The 14548-nt window shown below is 74.6% G+C and carries 11 protein-coding genes; 3 read left to right on the top strand and 8 right to left on the bottom strand.

Going from position 1 to position 14548, the window contains the following annotated elements:
- From AB0B02_RS07070 to AB0B02_RS07040, 7 genes are all read right to left on the bottom strand, one after another.
- Window positions 1–1131 (bottom strand): arabinofuranosidase catalytic domain-containing protein (locus AB0B02_RS07070; protein WP_357297628.1); only part of this gene is annotated, 1131 nt, incomplete at its 3' end.
- Between the two features lie 60 nt (window positions 1132–1191).
- Window positions 1192–2640: an arabinofuranosidase catalytic domain-containing protein gene (locus tag AB0B02_RS07065; RefSeq protein ID WP_281942178.1), complete on the bottom strand. Its 1449-nt coding sequence runs from the start codon at window positions 2638–2640 to the stop codon at window positions 1192–1194.
- A gap of 270 nt (window positions 2641–2910) precedes the next feature.
- Window positions 2911–3780, bottom strand: a complete 870-nt coding sequence (locus tag AB0B02_RS07060) for an STM4011 family radical SAM protein (protein ID WP_281942176.1) — start codon at window positions 3778–3780, stop codon at window positions 2911–2913.
- Window positions 3777–5102, bottom strand: a complete 1326-nt coding sequence (locus tag AB0B02_RS07055; RefSeq protein ID WP_281942173.1) for an STM4012 family radical SAM protein — start codon at window positions 5100–5102, stop codon at window positions 3777–3779. The genes AB0B02_RS07060 and AB0B02_RS07055 overlap by 4 nt, the downstream gene beginning before the upstream one ends.
- Window positions 5099–5902, bottom strand: coding sequence for an STM4013/SEN3800 family hydrolase (locus tag AB0B02_RS07050; protein WP_281942171.1), 804 nt, complete (start codon window positions 5900–5902; stop codon window positions 5099–5101). Before AB0B02_RS07050 ends, AB0B02_RS07055 begins: the two co-directional genes overlap by 4 nt.
- Window positions 5890–6996: an STM4014 family protein gene (locus tag AB0B02_RS07045; RefSeq protein WP_281942169.1), complete on the bottom strand. Its 1107-nt coding sequence runs from the start codon at window positions 6994–6996 to the stop codon at window positions 5890–5892. Before AB0B02_RS07045 ends, AB0B02_RS07050 begins: the two co-directional genes overlap by 13 nt.
- 22 nt (window positions 6997–7018) lie before the next feature.
- Window positions 7019–7951 (bottom strand): STM4015 family protein, encoded by a 933-nt coding sequence (locus AB0B02_RS07040; protein WP_281942167.1) that lies wholly within the window; start codon window positions 7949–7951, stop codon window positions 7019–7021.
- 186 nt (window positions 7952–8137) lie between these two features.
- Here AB0B02_RS07040 and AB0B02_RS07035 point away from each other — a divergent pair, with 186 nt between their 5' ends.
- Window positions 8138–10012: a BTAD domain-containing putative transcriptional regulator gene (locus AB0B02_RS07035; protein WP_281942165.1), complete on the top strand. Its 1875-nt coding sequence runs from the start codon at window positions 8138–8140 to the stop codon at window positions 10010–10012.
- On the opposite strand, the gene AB0B02_RS07030 is transcribed toward AB0B02_RS07035, so the two are convergent.
- Window positions 9976–10899 (bottom strand): hypothetical protein, encoded by a 924-nt coding sequence (locus AB0B02_RS07030; RefSeq protein ID WP_281942163.1) that lies wholly within the window; start codon window positions 10897–10899, stop codon window positions 9976–9978. The two genes, AB0B02_RS07035 and AB0B02_RS07030, sit on opposite strands and share 37 nt — an antisense overlap.
- A gap of 137 nt (window positions 10900–11036) precedes the next feature.
- Between AB0B02_RS07030 and AB0B02_RS07025 the strand changes: the two genes are divergently transcribed.
- Both AB0B02_RS07025 and AB0B02_RS07020 read left to right on the top strand, forming a co-directional pair.
- Complete coding sequence (locus tag AB0B02_RS07025; protein ID WP_357297619.1) at window positions 11037–12914, top strand: BTAD domain-containing putative transcriptional regulator; 1878 nt, start codon at window positions 11037–11039, stop codon at window positions 12912–12914.
- Window positions 12915–13103: 189 nt separating this feature from the next.
- Window positions 13104–14474 carry an endo-1,4-beta-xylanase gene (locus AB0B02_RS07020; protein WP_357297616.1) on the top strand — a complete coding sequence of 457 codons (1371 nt, stop codon included), beginning with the start codon at window positions 13104–13106 and terminating at the stop codon, window positions 14472–14474.
- Window positions 14475–14548 lie beyond the last annotated feature (74 nt).

The following is a 14548-nucleotide window of genomic DNA, read 5'->3' as shown; positions in this document are numbered from 1 at the left end:
CCAGGTCTGGCTGCCGCCGGGGTAGAGACCCCACTCCAGGTCGGCCTGGACCCAGGGGCCGCTGCCGGAGCAGCCGCCGAACCAGCAACTGGTGCCGAAGTAGATCGCGTCCATCGCGCCGGCGCCGTCGGCCCGGCGGGTGGTCTCGCTGTTGCCGTAGTCGAAGCAGCAGCCGCTGTTGACGTGCGTGCCGCTGGTGACCATGTACATGCCCTCCGGCGCGCTGCCGGTCGGGACGCCGGTCAGGTGGCCGTCGCGCCAGTAGCTGCTGTTGCCGGGGATGAACAGCGAGTACGCCTTCGCGCCGCCGACCGTGATCGCCTCGCGGTTCGCCACGGCCGGTTGCACCGCGCCGCCGATGCCGCCGGCGCCCTGGTAGCCGAGGTTGTTGCCCCGCGTCGTCTGGTCGTAGATCCAGGTGATGACGCAGGTGGTGTTGGCGCAGAACGAGTCCTGCGCGGCGGCGTTGGCGGGGCCGCCCGCGGTGAGCGTGGTGATGTCGCGGGTGGTGTTGTCGGAGGCGCGGCGCACCTGGTAGAGCCGCCCGCTGTAGGCGCGGAACAGCGCCCGCGTGGTGCTGTGCGCGGCGACGCAGGGCGTGCCGCCGGCCGCGTAGATGTCACACGGCCCGTCGCCGCCCGGTGGCGGGGTGCTCGGTGGCGGCGTGGTGGGTGGGGTGCTCGTCGGCGGCGTCGTCGTGGGCGGTGTGCTGACGCCGCCGGTGCAGGTGGTGCCGTTGAGCGCGAAGCTGGTGGGCACCGGGTTGCTGCCGGTCCACGATCCGTTGAAGCCGAAGCTGGTGCTGCCGCCGGTGGGGATGTTGCCGTTGTAGGAGACGTTGGCGGCGGTGACGGCGGCGCCGGTCTGGGTGATGGTGGTGTTCCAGTACTGGGTGACGGTTTGGCCGGCGGCGAACGTCCAGGTCAGCCGCCAGTTGCTGACCGGGTCGCCGAGGTTGGTGACGGACACGTTCGCGCCGAAGCCACCGGACCAGGACGAGGAGACGGTGTAGCTGACGGAGCAGCCGGCGGCGGCGGCGGACGCGAACTGGGTGCCGGTGAGCCCGGCGGTGGTGAGGGTGAGCGCGGCGGCGGCGATGAACGCCCACCGCGGCCGGGAGGGACGGGACATGGATGATCTCCTTGCTGAGTGGTGGACCGCCGGGCGTCAGCCGGCGGTGACGGGTGGCCGTCAGCGGTAGCCGGCGGCGGTGATGTTGGCCTGGACCGCGTTCTCGGTGGCGTCGGTCGGGTAGCCGGAGGTCATCACGCCCTCGTAGAACGTGCCGGCGGAGCCGTGGCTGTTGTCGCCGCCGATGCCGAGGATGATCGCGCCTTCCTTCTTCATCGGGTTGTAGCCGGCGACGTTCGGCCGCTTACCGTCGTAGAACGTGGACAGCCCGCCGGACTGCGCGTTGCCACCCCGGATGGCCCAGTGGTTCGGCTCGCCCTTGACGATCGCGGTGAGGTAGCGGTGGCTGATCGACGGGTCGTTGGCGTTGTAACCGGCGTTGACGCCGGAGAACAGCCCGTTCTCCAGGTCCGCCATGATCCACGGGCCGTTGCCGGTGCCGTAGCCCCAGACCTTGATGTTGCCGAAGTAGATGGCTTCCATGGTGCCGTTGCCGTTGTCGCGGCTGTTGGTCTCGGCGTTGCCGTAGTCGAAGCAGCAGCCGCCGTTGTAGTGGGTGCCGTCGAAGATGGCGTACATGCCCTCGGGTTGGTCGCCCTTGGCGATGCCGTTGGTGCTGTTGTCGCGGTAGCCGGTGCCGGGCGCCACGAACACCCCGTACGCCCGGTGCCCGAGCACCGTGGTCGGTGCCGCCTTCGCGTCGGCGAGGTTGTCGTACCCACCCGGAGCGGGGCCGGAGAACCCGCCGGGCGGCGCCTGCGTCAGGTCGTTGCCCCGGCCGGACTGGTCGTAGATGACCGTGATCAGGCAGCTCGTGTTGGCGCAGAACGAGTCCTGTACGGCGGAGTCGGCGGGCCCGCCGGCGCTGAGCGCGTTGATGTCGCGGGGGGTGTTGTCGGAGGCGCGGCGCACCTGGTAGAGCCGCCCGGTGTAGGCGCGGAACAACGCGCGGGTGGTGCTGTGCGCGGCGACGCACGGCGTGCCGCCGGCGGCGTAGATGTCACATGGCGCGTTTCCCGTCGGCGGTGGGGTGGTGGGTGGCGGCGTGGTCGGTGGTGGGGTCGTGGTGGGTGGGGTGCTGACGCCGCCGGTGCAGGTGGTGCCGTTGAGCGCGAAGCTGGTGGGGGCGGGGTTGCTGCCGGTCCACGATCCGTTGAAGCCGAAGCTGGTGCTGCCGCCGGTGGGGATGTTGCCGTTGTAGGAGACGTTGGCGGCGGTGACGGCGGCGCCGGTCTGGGTGATGGTGGTGTTCCAGTACTGGGTGACGGTTTGGCCGGCGGCGAACGTCCAGGTCAGCCGCCAGTTGCTGACCGGGTCGCCGAGGTTGGTGACGGACACGTTCGCCCCGAACCCGCCGGGCCAGGACGAGGAGACGGTGTAGCTGACCGCGCAGCCGGTGGCGGCCGCGGCGGGCAGTTGGGTGGCGGTGAGGCCGGCGGTGGTGAGCGTGAGTGTGGTGGCGGCGGCGATCAACGCCGCCCGGTGGCGGGGATGGTGCGTCAGTCGCACGGGGACCTCCCGGTCCGTGAGCGGGGGTGACGACCGACCGAGGCGAAGTTAGCGTTCACATCATTCGTATGATGTGTGCCTCGCGCAGGGAACGGCCGGTTGTCGACCCCTGCCGTTCCTCGGTCAGCCGACGCGAGCAGCGCCGGTCTGCCCTGGACCGGCGGCGGTGCGATGTGCTCAGCTCCCGGTGCCCCCCGACGAAGAGGCACCCGTCAATGTTTGCGTTAACATCAGATGCCTGTCAATGGGCGGAACCGTTTCGACCAGCCGTCAGCGCGGCGTCGTGACCGGCGACGGCCAGCCGGCCGGGATCCGCTCCAGCACCCCACCGGCGAACACCTCCCGCAGGCCGAGCGGCTTGAGGTGGACGTACCCGATGTGGCAGTCGCAGACCGCCGTGTCGCACCCGCGGGGCTTCAGCGCGGCCCGCCACGAGCCGTCGTAGAGGTTGCCGATCGGGGTGGGGATGAAGTGGCAGCGGCGGACCGTGCCGTCGCCCAGCACCGAGACGGCGGTCTCCCCGGCGTGGCACGGCCGGCCGAGCGACAGGTGCGGCCGGACGCTGTAGCCGAAGTGCGGGTCCAGCGCGGTCCAGGTCGCCTCCTCCTCGGCGTCGTAACGGCGACCCTCGGCCGCGTTGACCCACAGGTAGACCGCCGGCGGCAACGCGGCCCGCAGCGCCCGCGCCTCGTCGAGGTGTTCGGGCAGGCCGACCACCCCCACCGAGTAGCGGATGCCCAGCTCGGTCAGGCGCGCGCAGCGGGCCAGGAACCGCGCCCGCTCGACCTGCCCCGGGTGGTAGGTCGTCCAGAGCGCGGCCGAGCCGGGGTCGGCGTCGGCCAGCCAGTCGACGCGGGCGGCGAGATTGGTCTGCACCACCACGCGGTCCACGTGCGGCAGGTGCGACAGCGACACCATCGCGTCCCGGTACCAGCGCCGGGTCAGCGCCTCGCCCCACGGCGTGAACAGCACCGACAGCCGCACGTCGGTGGTCGCCGCGACCCAGCCGGTGAACCGGGCCAGCGCCGCCCGGTCGGCGCGCAGCAGCTCCGGCGGGTCCTGCCGCTTGGCGAACGGACAGTAGGGACAGTCGTAGTTGCAGCTCGCCAGCGGGCCGCGGTAGAGGATCGACAGCGTCATCGCAACGCGTACCCGGTCATCGCGTGTCGGACCTCGGCGGAGGTCAACCACGGGCCGACGGCGTCGGAGCGGGCCAGCCCGGCCGCGGTGAGCCGCAGCCCGCCGTCGGTGGCCCAGCCCCGCTCGACGAGCCGGCCGAGCTGCGGGAAGTCGTCGACCGGCCGTCGCCCGAAGCGGGCCCGGTAGGCGTCGGCGTCCACCCCGTCGACGCGCAGCAGCGACGTGAGCAGCCAGCGGCGACGCTGCTCCGCGTCGTCCAGCCGGAAACCGAACTCGGCGTACGCGAAGTCGTCGGCGGGACGGCCGAGGTAGTCGTCGAGCACCGCGCGCACCTGCGTCACGCTCACCGCGTAGTCGAAGGAGTAGTGCAACGCGGTGGTGTAGGAGCGGGCGCCGCAGCCCAGTCCGACCATGCCGTCGTCCTGGCAGCAGTAGCCCGGACCGTCCGGCGCCGGCGCGTCGGCCCGGCGGAACTGGCGCATCGACTCCTGCCGGTAGCCGGCCGCGCCGAGCGTCTCCACCGCCTGCCGGTAGAGCGCGAGGCGCTGGGCGTCCCAGTCGGCGCGGGCGTGCGTCCGCCGCCCGAGGCCGGTCAGTGGCCGGACGTAGAGCGGATAGAGGAACAGTTCCTCCGGCCGCCAGGCCAGCGCCGCGTCCAGGCTCTGCCGCCACGTGTCGGCGGTCTGCCCGTCGATGCCGTAGATCAGGTCGATGTTCAGCGACGGGATCCGCGCGTCCCGGATCGCGGCCAGCGCGGTCTCCACCTCGGCGCGGCGTTGCGGCCGGCCGGCGGCGCGGGCCTCGACGTCGAGGAAGCTCTGCACGCCGATGCTCACCCGGGTGGTGCCGTGTGCGGCGAGCACCGCGAGCCGGTCCGGCGTCGCGGTGGCCGGCGAGGTCTCCACCGACAGCGGTACGCCCGGCAGGCGCGCGCCGAGTGTCTCGGTGGCGACGGCGAACAACGCGGTCAGCTCGTCGGCGGTGAGGTAGGTCGGGGTGCCGCCGCCGAACGCGGCGCGGGCGAACCCGGCGTCCGCGCCGAGCGCCTCGGCGACCCGCCCGGCCTGCCGGCGCACCTGACGTAGGTACGCGGTGACCTGCTCGGCCGGCGCGTTGGCGCGGGTGAACAGGTTGCAGAACCCGCACCGCATCTCGCAGAACGGCACGTGCAGGTAGAGGAAGAGCGCGTCCCGCGCCTCGGCGCGCCACACGTCGGCCAGCCGGGGCCGGGGCCGCAGCGCCCGGTAGGAGGTCTTGTGCGGGTACGCGTAGAGATACTGCTGGTAGGCGGAGCCGTCGAGGCTCGGTTCGGTGCTGGTCACCATTCTCCCGGGTGCAGGGTGAAGTCGGCATAGGGGACGGTCCACACCACGTCGTGGCCGATCCGGTGGCCGGTGTGGCCGTCCTCCCCGTAGGCGGTGCCGTGATCGGAGCAGATGATCGTGAACACCGGCCGGTCGCGACCGGTGACCAGCCGGAACAGCCGGTCGATCCGGCCGTCGACGTACTCCAGGGCGGCGGCGTGGCTGGCCCGGCTGTCGGTCTCGGCGCCGGGCAGGTGGTGCCGGTTCGGCTGGTGCAGCGCGGCGACGTTGAGGAAGGTGAACAAGGGCCGGGCGGCCGGCACCCGGGCCAGCACCTCGGCCAGCCGGTCGAGCTGGGCGTCCAGGCAGGTGGGGGACGTGACGCCGAACTCCGGCTCCCAGTGCGCCTCGGCGAACAGGCCGGGCAGCACCGCGCCGAGCGGGGTACGCCGGTTGAAGAAACCGACCCCGCCCAGGCAGAGCGTGTGGTACCCGACCGCGGCGAGCGCGGTGGGCAGGTCCGGGGCGTCGAACACCCAGGTGTCCGCGCCGGCCGTCTCGCTGCCCGGGAACGCCGCCGCGAACCGTCGTTCGTGCGGCCCCGGCGTGGTCGGCGTGGGCAGGAAGCCGGCGAAGAACGCGTGGTGGGCGGCGTAGGTGAAGCTGGCGGGAGAGTGCCGGCGCTCCCACCGGCCGCCGGGCAGCGCCCGGGCCAGCCGCGGCGTCCGCCCCGTCGCGGCCAGCTCGGCGGCCACGTCGTGGCGCAACGTGTCCAGCGTGACCAGGAGCAGGTCGTGGCTGCCGATCAGGCCGCGCATGCGGCCACCCCCGCCCGCCACCGCCGCCACCGGCCGGTGGTCAGCGCGTGCACCTGTTCGGCGTAGCTGTCCCGGCCGTCGGTCAGCACGCCGGGCAGCAGGTCGCCGAACGCGTTCACCTCGGCGACCGCGTGCCGGCGCCACCCGGTCAGGAACATCAGGTCGACGCCGACGTGAAGCGAGCCGGCGAAGCAGGCGGCGACGCGCTCGCAGGTCTCCATCGCCGCCGACCAGCCCGCCGGGCCGGCCGCGGCGCGCAGCTCGGCCAGGTCGCCCCGGGCGTTGCCGAGGTGCAGGTTGGTCAGCGGGCCCCGGGCGGCGCGCACCACCGCGTGCGTCGGCCGGCCGGCGACCACCAGCACCCGCACGTCGACCACCCGGTCCCGCAGGCCGGCCTTGGGCAGCCACCGTTCGACGTGCAGGCCGTCCGGGGCCAGCCGGTCGACGATCGCGGCGATCGTCGCCTCGTCGGTGTGCCGGCGGACCCGCAGCGAGTTGAACAACCCGTCCGGGGTGGGCTCGACGGTGGTGTCGGCCCGCACGCCGCGCGGACCGACCGCGAGCGCGAGCACCCCGGCGGCGGACGACCCGTGCGCCGGCTTGACGAACACCCGACGCCACCCGGCCGCCGCCATCGCCTCGCGCAGCGCGTCATAACCGCCGGCCGGTGGCGGACCGGCGGAACCGCCGACCGGCGGCAGCGCGGCCGGCACCGGCACGCCGGCCGCCGACAGCACCGCGTGGCAGCGCCGCTTGTCGCAGAGCACCGCGACGTCCGCCGGTGGGTTCAGCAGCTCCGCGCCCCCGGCGGCGACCCGGTCGAGCCCGGCCACCAGACCGGCGTACGCGTCGGCGAGGCCGATCAGCTCGCCGTGCCGGGCGGCGGTGGCCGACCGTCGCAGCAGACGGTCGACGTGCGGATCCTCGCCCGGGGAGTCGACCCGCACCAGCTCGCCGGCCGGCGGCGGGACGGCCCCGGTCAGCACGTCCGCCCAGGGCAGGACGGTGGGGGTGGGCAGCCCCGCGGCGCGCACCGCGCTCGTGAACAGCGCCACCCGGCGGTTCGCGGGATTGCCCACCACGGTCAGTCGCATGTCAGCACGCCACCGCCGCCGGTCACTCCCCGACCGCGGTGTAGTAGTAGTGCCGACCGTCGTACGTGTCGGCGGTCTGCGGTTCGGAGACGTCGACCTCGACGCCGGGCAGCGCGGCGACCACCGACGCGGCCACCTCCTCGGACAGGTAGTGGTGGTGCAGGTCGAGCCGGCGCAGGTGGGTCAGCGGCTGCCCGGCCAGCAGCGCCGTCGCGCCGGCGTCGCCGAGCACGCCCATGGACAGGTCGAGGACCTCCAGCCGGCCGACGACCGGCGCGTCGGCGACCGCCGCGGCGATCGCGTCGGCGTGCTCCGCGTTGCAGAGCCCGAGGTGCCGCACCGCCGGCAGCCGGTCGCCGGCCAGCACCGCGGCCAGGTCGTCCACGGTGGCGTCGCCGCCGTAGTCGGCGACGCCGAGCCACAGGTCCAGCCGGTGCAGCGCCGGCAGGTCGCACGCCGCGACCGCGCGCACCACCTCGGCCGGCAGGCCGCCGGACTCGATCCGCAGCTCGCGCAGCGCGGTGTGCCGGACCGGCTCCAGCCGCAGCCCCTGCGCGCCGCGGATCCACAGCACCTCCAGCGCCGGGCACGCGGCCAGCAGCGGCGTGACGTCCCCGTGGGTCAGCCAGGAGATCTCGCACTGCTCGGCGACCAGGTCGGCCAGGAACACCGCCCGCAGCCCGGTCCACTTCGACGCCGCGTCGACCAGCAGGTCCACCGGCAGCGGGCGCTCGTACGCCTCGCCCCACTCGCCCACCACCACGGCGCGTACCGCCTCGGCCGGCACCTCGTCGAGCAGGGCGCGGACCAGACCGGCGAACTCGGTCGGGTCGGCGTCGAACTCCTCGACCTCCAACCGCCAGGCCACGGCGGACGGATCCGCCGGCAGCGCCATTCCCGGTGTGAACGGCAGGACCGGCAACCCGGCGAACGACGAGACGTGCGAATTGATCACACCAACCTCCGGTGCGGCAGCGGCAAGGGCGGCGGAACCGTAACAGGCGGCCCCGACACGACCAGGGGCGGCGGACTCCTGCCGTGCGCAATGCCGGCCAGTTGTGCGGTGGGTCATCGGCAGGTGGCGCTCCGTCATGGACAGTCGCCTGTCGGTCGCCTAGCCTCCCGGTGGGGGGAGGCGCACATGGCCGCTGCCGTGGACCCGGTCCGCATCAGGGTGCTGGGGCCGGTCGCCGCGCTCCGCGGCCCGGTGGAGATCCCGTTGGGTCCCGCCCGCCAACGCGCGGTCCTGGGCTACCTCGCCCTGCACCCCCGGCAGCCGGTCCTGCTGGGCGCGCTCACCGAGGCGCTCTGGGGCGACGACGCGCCGGACAGCGGCGCACACCTCGTCCGGACGTACGTCGCCCGGCTGCGCCAGGCGCTGGAGCCCGACACCGCGCCCCGGGCCCGCACCAACGTCATCGCGTCGGTGCCCGGCGGCTACCGACTCGACGTCCCCCCGGAGGACGTCGACGCGTGCCTGTTCCGGGCACTGCTCGGCCGGGCCCGCAGCCGGCGGGCGGCCGGCGCGCTCGACGACGCGTTCGAACTGCTCGCCACCGCGCTGGACCTGTGGCGGGACCCGACGCTCACCCACCTCACCGGCCTGCTGGCCGGTCCGCGGCACGTCACCGCGCTGCGCGCCGCCTGGGTCGACGCCGGCCTGCTGTACGCCTCGGTGGCGGTCGCCCTGGGGCAGACCTCGCAGGTGGTGCCGGTGGTCGAACGGCTCGCCGCCGCCGAGCCGTTGCAGGAGGCGGTGCAGGCCCGCTACCTGGAGGTGCTCGCGTGCAGCGGCCAGCGCGCCGCCGCCGTGCACCACTACCTCGACGTCCGGGCCCGGCTCCGTGCCGAGCTGGGCGTGGAGCCCGGTTCGGAACTGCGCCGCATCCACGCCGCGTTGCTGCGCGCCGGGGACGCCCCGGCCCTGGCGGCGTCGGGCGCCCCGGCCCGGCCGTGGACCGCACGGCCGTCCGGTTGGCGGGGGCCGGGGCCGGCCGTCGGCACGCTGATCGGCCGTGATGCCGAGGTCGCACACTGCGCGACGCTGCTGGTGGCGCACCGGCACGTGACCATCGTCGGCCCGGCCGGCTGCGGCAAGTCCGCCACCGGCCTGGCGGTCGCCGAACGGGTCGCCGCCGTGTTCCCGGACGGCGTCGCCGCCGTGGACGCGGCCGAGGCCCAGGACTGCGGCGCGGTGCTGCGCCTGCTCGCCGAGACGCTGGGGCTGGCGGCCACCGCCGATCCGCTGCGCGTCGTGGGGGAGCGTCGGATGCTGCTGGTGCTCAACGACGTCGAGCACCTGGCCGGGCGCGCCGCGGAGATGATCGAGTACGCGCGGCACCGCTGCCCCCGCACGGCCGTGCTGGTCACCTCCCGCCGCCGGCCCGGGCCGGCCCGCGAGGCGGTGTTCCGGCTCGGCCCGCTACCGGTGCCCGGGCCGGCGGACGTGGACACGCTGGCCGCGAATCCGGCGGTGCGCCTCTTCGTCGACCGGGCCCGGCTGGTACGCCCCGGTTTCCGCCTGTCGCCGGCCGACGCTCCGACGGTGGCCCGGATCTGCCGCGAGCTGGACGGGCTGCCGCTGGCCCTGGAACTCGCCGCCGCCTGCCTCTACACCGACAGTCTCGACGGCTTGCTCCGGCGGGTAGCCGACCCGCTCCGCCTGCTGCGACCGCGGCGGCGGGGACACCCGCGGCACCACCGGTCGCTCACCTCGGCGCTGCGGCGCAGCCTGGCCCCGCTGCGCCCGGCCGACCGGGCGTGCCTGGCCCGGTTGGCCCGGGGGGAGCTGCGCTTCTCCCCGGACGACGCGGTCGCGCGCTGCGCCGGCATCGTTCCGGGCGGCGAGGTGCGCGACGTGCTCGACCGGTTGGCCGACGAGTGCCTGCTGGAGCCGGACGCTGGCCCGGACGGCGCCCGCTACCGGCTGCTGCGCACCGTGGCGGTGGCCGCAGCCGGTGAGCGCGACGGGGACGACGGTCAGGCGTTCCAGGGCATGGTCGGGAACCAGCCGTAGCCGAACTTGGCGGGCAGCCGCACGTCCCAGTAGAAGACCAGGAACGCGCCGAGCACCAGCAGCGCGACGCCGACCAGCAGGCCGGCCCGGCCGGGCCGGGACAACCACCGCTGTACGCCGCCGCGCGTGCCCAGCACCAGCAGCAGCGCCAGCACGACCATCACCAGGATGTTGCCCAGCGACTGGAGGACGAGCGCCAGCGCGCCGTAGAACGGGTTGTGACTGTCCACCGCCTGCTCCAGCAGCTTGTGGAACAGCGGGTACGGCCGCCCGACCAGGAAGCCGCCGACCAGGGCGCCGAGCGTCACCAGGCGGGCCGTGGGCCGGTTGGCGAACGGGTCCGGGAGCAGCCCCAGCGCCGCCAGGCCGAGCGCGGCGAACGCCAGCCCGATCAGCCCGAACACCACGGACGCCTGCACCAGCCGGACCGGGAAGCCGGAGCCGACGGTGGCCGTGGAGAGCTGGGGGAGCCGGGACCCGATCAGCACGGCCACGAAGCCGTACACCGCGGCCACCGACACCAGCCCGAGCGCCAGCCAGCCCAGCGGCGCCAGCACGGCGGCGACGCGCCCCCGGCGCGACCCGTCGGCCCGGCCGGCAACGTCCGGCAGCGCGCCGAACACGGCGATGTTGCAGGCGGTGAACGTGCCGGCGAAGCCGGAGACGAAGGCGAACAGGGCGCCGGCCGCGGACCCGCCGATCACGGTCTGCTTGGCGTCGGTGCCGAGCACGGAGTTGGCGACGGAGTCACCGATCACGTGGTCGACCAGCTCGAACGACCAGAGCATGGCGAGCAGCAGGCCCCCGGCCACGGCCACCACCGCGGCGATCGGGCGGCGGTCCCGGGTGAGCGGGCGGTTGGCGGTGGGTCTGGCGAGTGTGGTCATTGACGATCCTCCCCTGGTCCGCGTCCGGGCCGAGAGTTCCGCGCCGGGCCGGCAAACACGAAGAAGCGTGGCACGAGCGGTATGCAGCATTCTTGACGCGCAGACAGGGAGCGGTCAGGGGAGGGAATCACCGGTCCGTGGAACGTCACTTCTCCGTCACCGTGCTCGGCGCGGTCCGGGTCCACGACGGCGGCACGCCGGTGGCGCTCGGTCCGTCGAAGCAGCGCGCGTTGCTGGCGTTGCTGGCCCTGCACGTCGGGGAGAACCTCCCGATCGAGACACTCGCCCGGTCGCTGTGGGGCGACCGTCCGCCGCCCAGCGGGAGCCGTCTCCTGCACACCTACGTGGCGCGGTTGCGGCGCGCGCTGGAGCCGGCGTCGCCCCGGCACGCCCGTACCAACGTGATCGTCTCCGCGCCCCGGGCGTACCGCCTCCAGCTCCACCCGGACCAGGTCGACCTGCCCCGGTTCCGGCGGCTCACCGAGGCGGCCCGCGTCCTGGCGCGCCGAGCCCACCGGACGACCGCGTTCGCGCTGCTGACCGCCGCGGTCGCCGGCTGGTCCGATCCCGACCTGGCCGACCTGCGCGCGCTGCTGCCGGGGTCGGAGACGGTCGCCGCGCTCCGCCGGGAATGGGTCAACGCCGGCCTCGATCTGGTCCGTCTCGGTCTGGACCTCGACCGGCCGGACGAGGTGCTGGCCGTCGCGGCACGGCTCGCCACCGCCGAGCCGCTGCACGAGGCCGTGCAGGCCGGGCACGTCAGCGTGCTGGCGCGGACCGGCCGGCGGGCGACCGCCCGGGACCGGCTCGCCGAGATCACCGCCCGGCTCACCGCCGAACTGGGCATCGAACCCGGCCCGGAACTGGCCGCCGCCGGCCGTGAGCTGCGACGCGGTCCCGCGCCGCGCCGACCCGGGACGCCTCCGCCGGCCCGCGACGCGGCCGGCGGGAGACCGTCCGGACCGGACCCGGCCCGGGACGACGCGGACCTGATCGGCCGGGAGGCCGACCTCGCCGCGTTGTCCGGCCTGCTCGCCGAGCAGCGGGTGGTCACCGTCGCCGGGCCGGCGGGCGGGGGCAAGTCGGCGCTCGCCGCCGCCGTCGCGCAGCGGGCCGGCGAGGGGTACGCCGACGGCGTCGTCACCGTCGACCTCGCCGCCGCCCGTACCCCGGCCGACGCGTTGCGGGCGGTCCGTCGCCGCGTCCGCCGGGCCGGCCCGGACCCGGCACCCGTGGCCCGGCTGCTGGCCGACCGGCACCTGCTGCTGGTGCTGGACAACGTCGACCGTCTCACCGACACCTGCGCCGGCCTGGTGCACGACGTGGTGCGGGCCGGGCGTCGGGTCACCGTGCTGGTCACCTCGCGCGAGCCGCTCGGCCTGCCCTACGAGTCGGTGTGGCGCCTGCCGCCGTTGCCGGCGCTGACCACCGGCCCGGACGGGGTACGCGGCATGCCCGCCGTGCAGCTGTTCGCCCGCCGGGCCGCCCGGGCCCGACCCGGCTTCGAGCTGGGGGTCGAGGAGGTCGGCACGGTGGCCACCATCTGCGGCCTGGTCGACCGGCTGCCGCTCGCCGTCGAGCTGGCCGCCGAACGGATGGCCGACCGGACCCTGGACGAGCTGCTGCGCCACCTGGACAACCCGCTCGCCACCCTGGAGCCGCCCCGACGGCCCGGGCAGCCGGTGTCCGGGCGGTCGCTGTCCGCCGCGCTGCACCGCAGCCTCGACTGCCTGACTCCGGCCGAGCGCTGGTGCTTCGTCCGCCTCGGTGGGCTGCCCCGGCTCTTCGGCCTGGACGAGGTGGACCGGGTCTGCGGCGTCGCGCCCCGGTGGCGACCGGGTACCCGGGTGGTGCTCGACGGGCTGGTGGCGAAGTCGTTGTTGACGGCCCGGCACCACGCGGCGCGTCCCCGGTACACGATGCTGCGCACCGTGCACCAGTTCGCCGCCCGGCTGCTCGCCGCCGAGCCGGGCCGCTCCGGCGCCGTGCCGGCGCCCTCGGGCGGGGCGGGCTAGCCGGCGTCGGCCGCAGCCGGCTGCGGTCCGCGTCTTGACGTGCCGCATGTTATCGCTCACAGTCGATGGCAGGGCACAGGCACCGCAAGGCTCACCGGGCGAGCCGCGCTGGCCGGACCCTCGGCACCGCCGTCGAGGCGGGACGAGGTCTCGCACCACCACCGCTGCAACCCCGGAAGAGGAATCCGCATGAGACCCATGAGAGCCCTGCTGTCCACCAGCCTGCTGGCCGGCGCGCTAGCCGCCGGCATGGCGGTGGCGCTGGCGCCCCACGCCAGCGCCGGCACGACCCTGGGCGCGTCGGCGGCCGAGAAGGGGCGCTACTTCGGCGCCGCGGTCGCCACCGGCAAGCTGTCCGACAACACGTACGTGACGGTGCTGAACCGCGAGTTCAACTCCGTGGTGCCCGAGAACGAGATGAAGTGGGACGCCACCGAGCCCCAGCAGGGGCGGTTCAGCTACACCGGCGGTGACCGGCTGGTCAGCCACGCCCGGGCCAACGGGATGAGCGTGCGCGGCCACACCCTGCTCTGGCACGCCCAGCAGCCGAGCTGGGCGCAGGGCCTGTCCGGCACCGCGCTGCGCAACGCCGCGATCAACCACGTCACCCAGGTCGCCACGCACTTCCGTGGCCAGATCTACGCCTGGGACGTGGTCAACGAGGCGTTCGCCGACGGTGGCAGCGGTGGGCGCCGCGACTCCAACCTCCAGCGCACCGGCAACGACTGGATCGAGGCGGCCTTCCGGGCCGCACGGGCCGCCGACCCGGGCGCGAAGCTCTGCTACAACGACTACAACACCGACGGGGTCAACGCGAAGTCGACGGGCGTCTACAACATGGTGCGGGACTTCAAGTCCCGGGGCGTGCCGATCGACTGCGTCGGCTTCCAGTCGCACCTGGGCACCACGATTCCGGGCGACTACCAGGCCAACCTCCAGCGCTTCGCCGACCTCGGCGTGGACGTGCAGATCACCGAGCTGGACGTGATGACCGGCGGCAACCAGGCGAACATCTTCGGCACGGTCACCCGGTCCTGCATGGCGGTGTCGCGCTGCACCGGCATCACGGTGTGGGGCGTGCGGGACTGCGACTCGTGGCGCGGCTCGGACAACGCGCTGCTCTTCGACTGCGCCGGCAACAAGAAGGCCGCGTACACGTCGGTGCTGAACGCGCTCAACGCGGGAGGGTCCAACACCCCGCCGCCGACCACGCCGGGCAGCCCGACCACGCCGCCGCCGAGTCCGACGACGCCGGCGCCGCCGGTGCCGGGTGCGTGTTCGGCGTCGGTGTCGCTGAACTCGTGGACCGGTGGGTTCGTGGCGACGGTGAAGGTGACGGCGGGTTCGGCCGGTACGCGGAGTTGGGCGGTGAGTCTGACGTTGCCCGGTGGGGCGAGTGTGACGAACACGTGGAGTGCGACCGCCAGTGGTAGCACCGGCACGGTGCGGTTCGCGAATGTGGACTACAACGGCCAGCTCGGGGCCGGTCAGAGCACCGAGTTCGGGTTCCAGGGCACCGGTAGCGCGTCGGGGCTGACCCCGACCTGCGCCGCCCTCTGAGCCCGTCGTCGGCCCGGCCCGCGCGCACCGTGGGCCGGGCCGGCGGCCTCCCTCCCGTCCCCCCCGCCTTGGAG

The organism is Micromonospora sp. NPDC049240 (assembly GCF_040647835.1).
In the GTDB taxonomy this organism is placed as follows: Bacteria; Actinomycetota; Actinomycetes; order Mycobacteriales; family Micromonosporaceae; genus Micromonospora.
Note: the sequence above shows the minus strand (reverse complement) of the source record. Positions and strands in the feature narration are given on the sequence as shown.

What these genes read in the sequence shown, in the direction of transcription:
- AB0B02_RS07060 (WP_281942176.1), bottom strand. Translation starts at nt 3,780, where the DNA reads ATGACGCTGTCGATCCTCTACCGCGGCCCGCTGGCGAGCTGCAACTAC.
- AB0B02_RS07050 (WP_281942171.1), bottom strand. Translation starts at nt 5,902, where the DNA reads ATGCGCGGCCTGATCGGCAGCCACGACCTGCTCCTGGTCACGCTGGAC.
- AB0B02_RS07045 (WP_281942169.1), bottom strand. Translation starts at nt 6,996, where the DNA reads ATGCGACTGACCGTGGTGGGCAATCCCGCGAACCGCCGGGTGGCGCTG.
- AB0B02_RS07035 (WP_281942165.1), top strand. Translation starts at nt 8,138, where the DNA reads ATGGCCGCTGCCGTGGACCCGGTCCGCATCAGGGTGCTGGGGCCGGTC.
- AB0B02_RS07030 (WP_281942163.1), bottom strand. Translation starts at nt 10,899, where the DNA reads ATGACCACACTCGCCAGACCCACCGCCAACCGCCCGCTCACCCGGGAC.
- AB0B02_RS07020 (WP_357297616.1), top strand. Translation starts at nt 13,104, where the DNA reads ATGAGACCCATGAGAGCCCTGCTGTCCACCAGCCTGCTGGCCGGCGCG.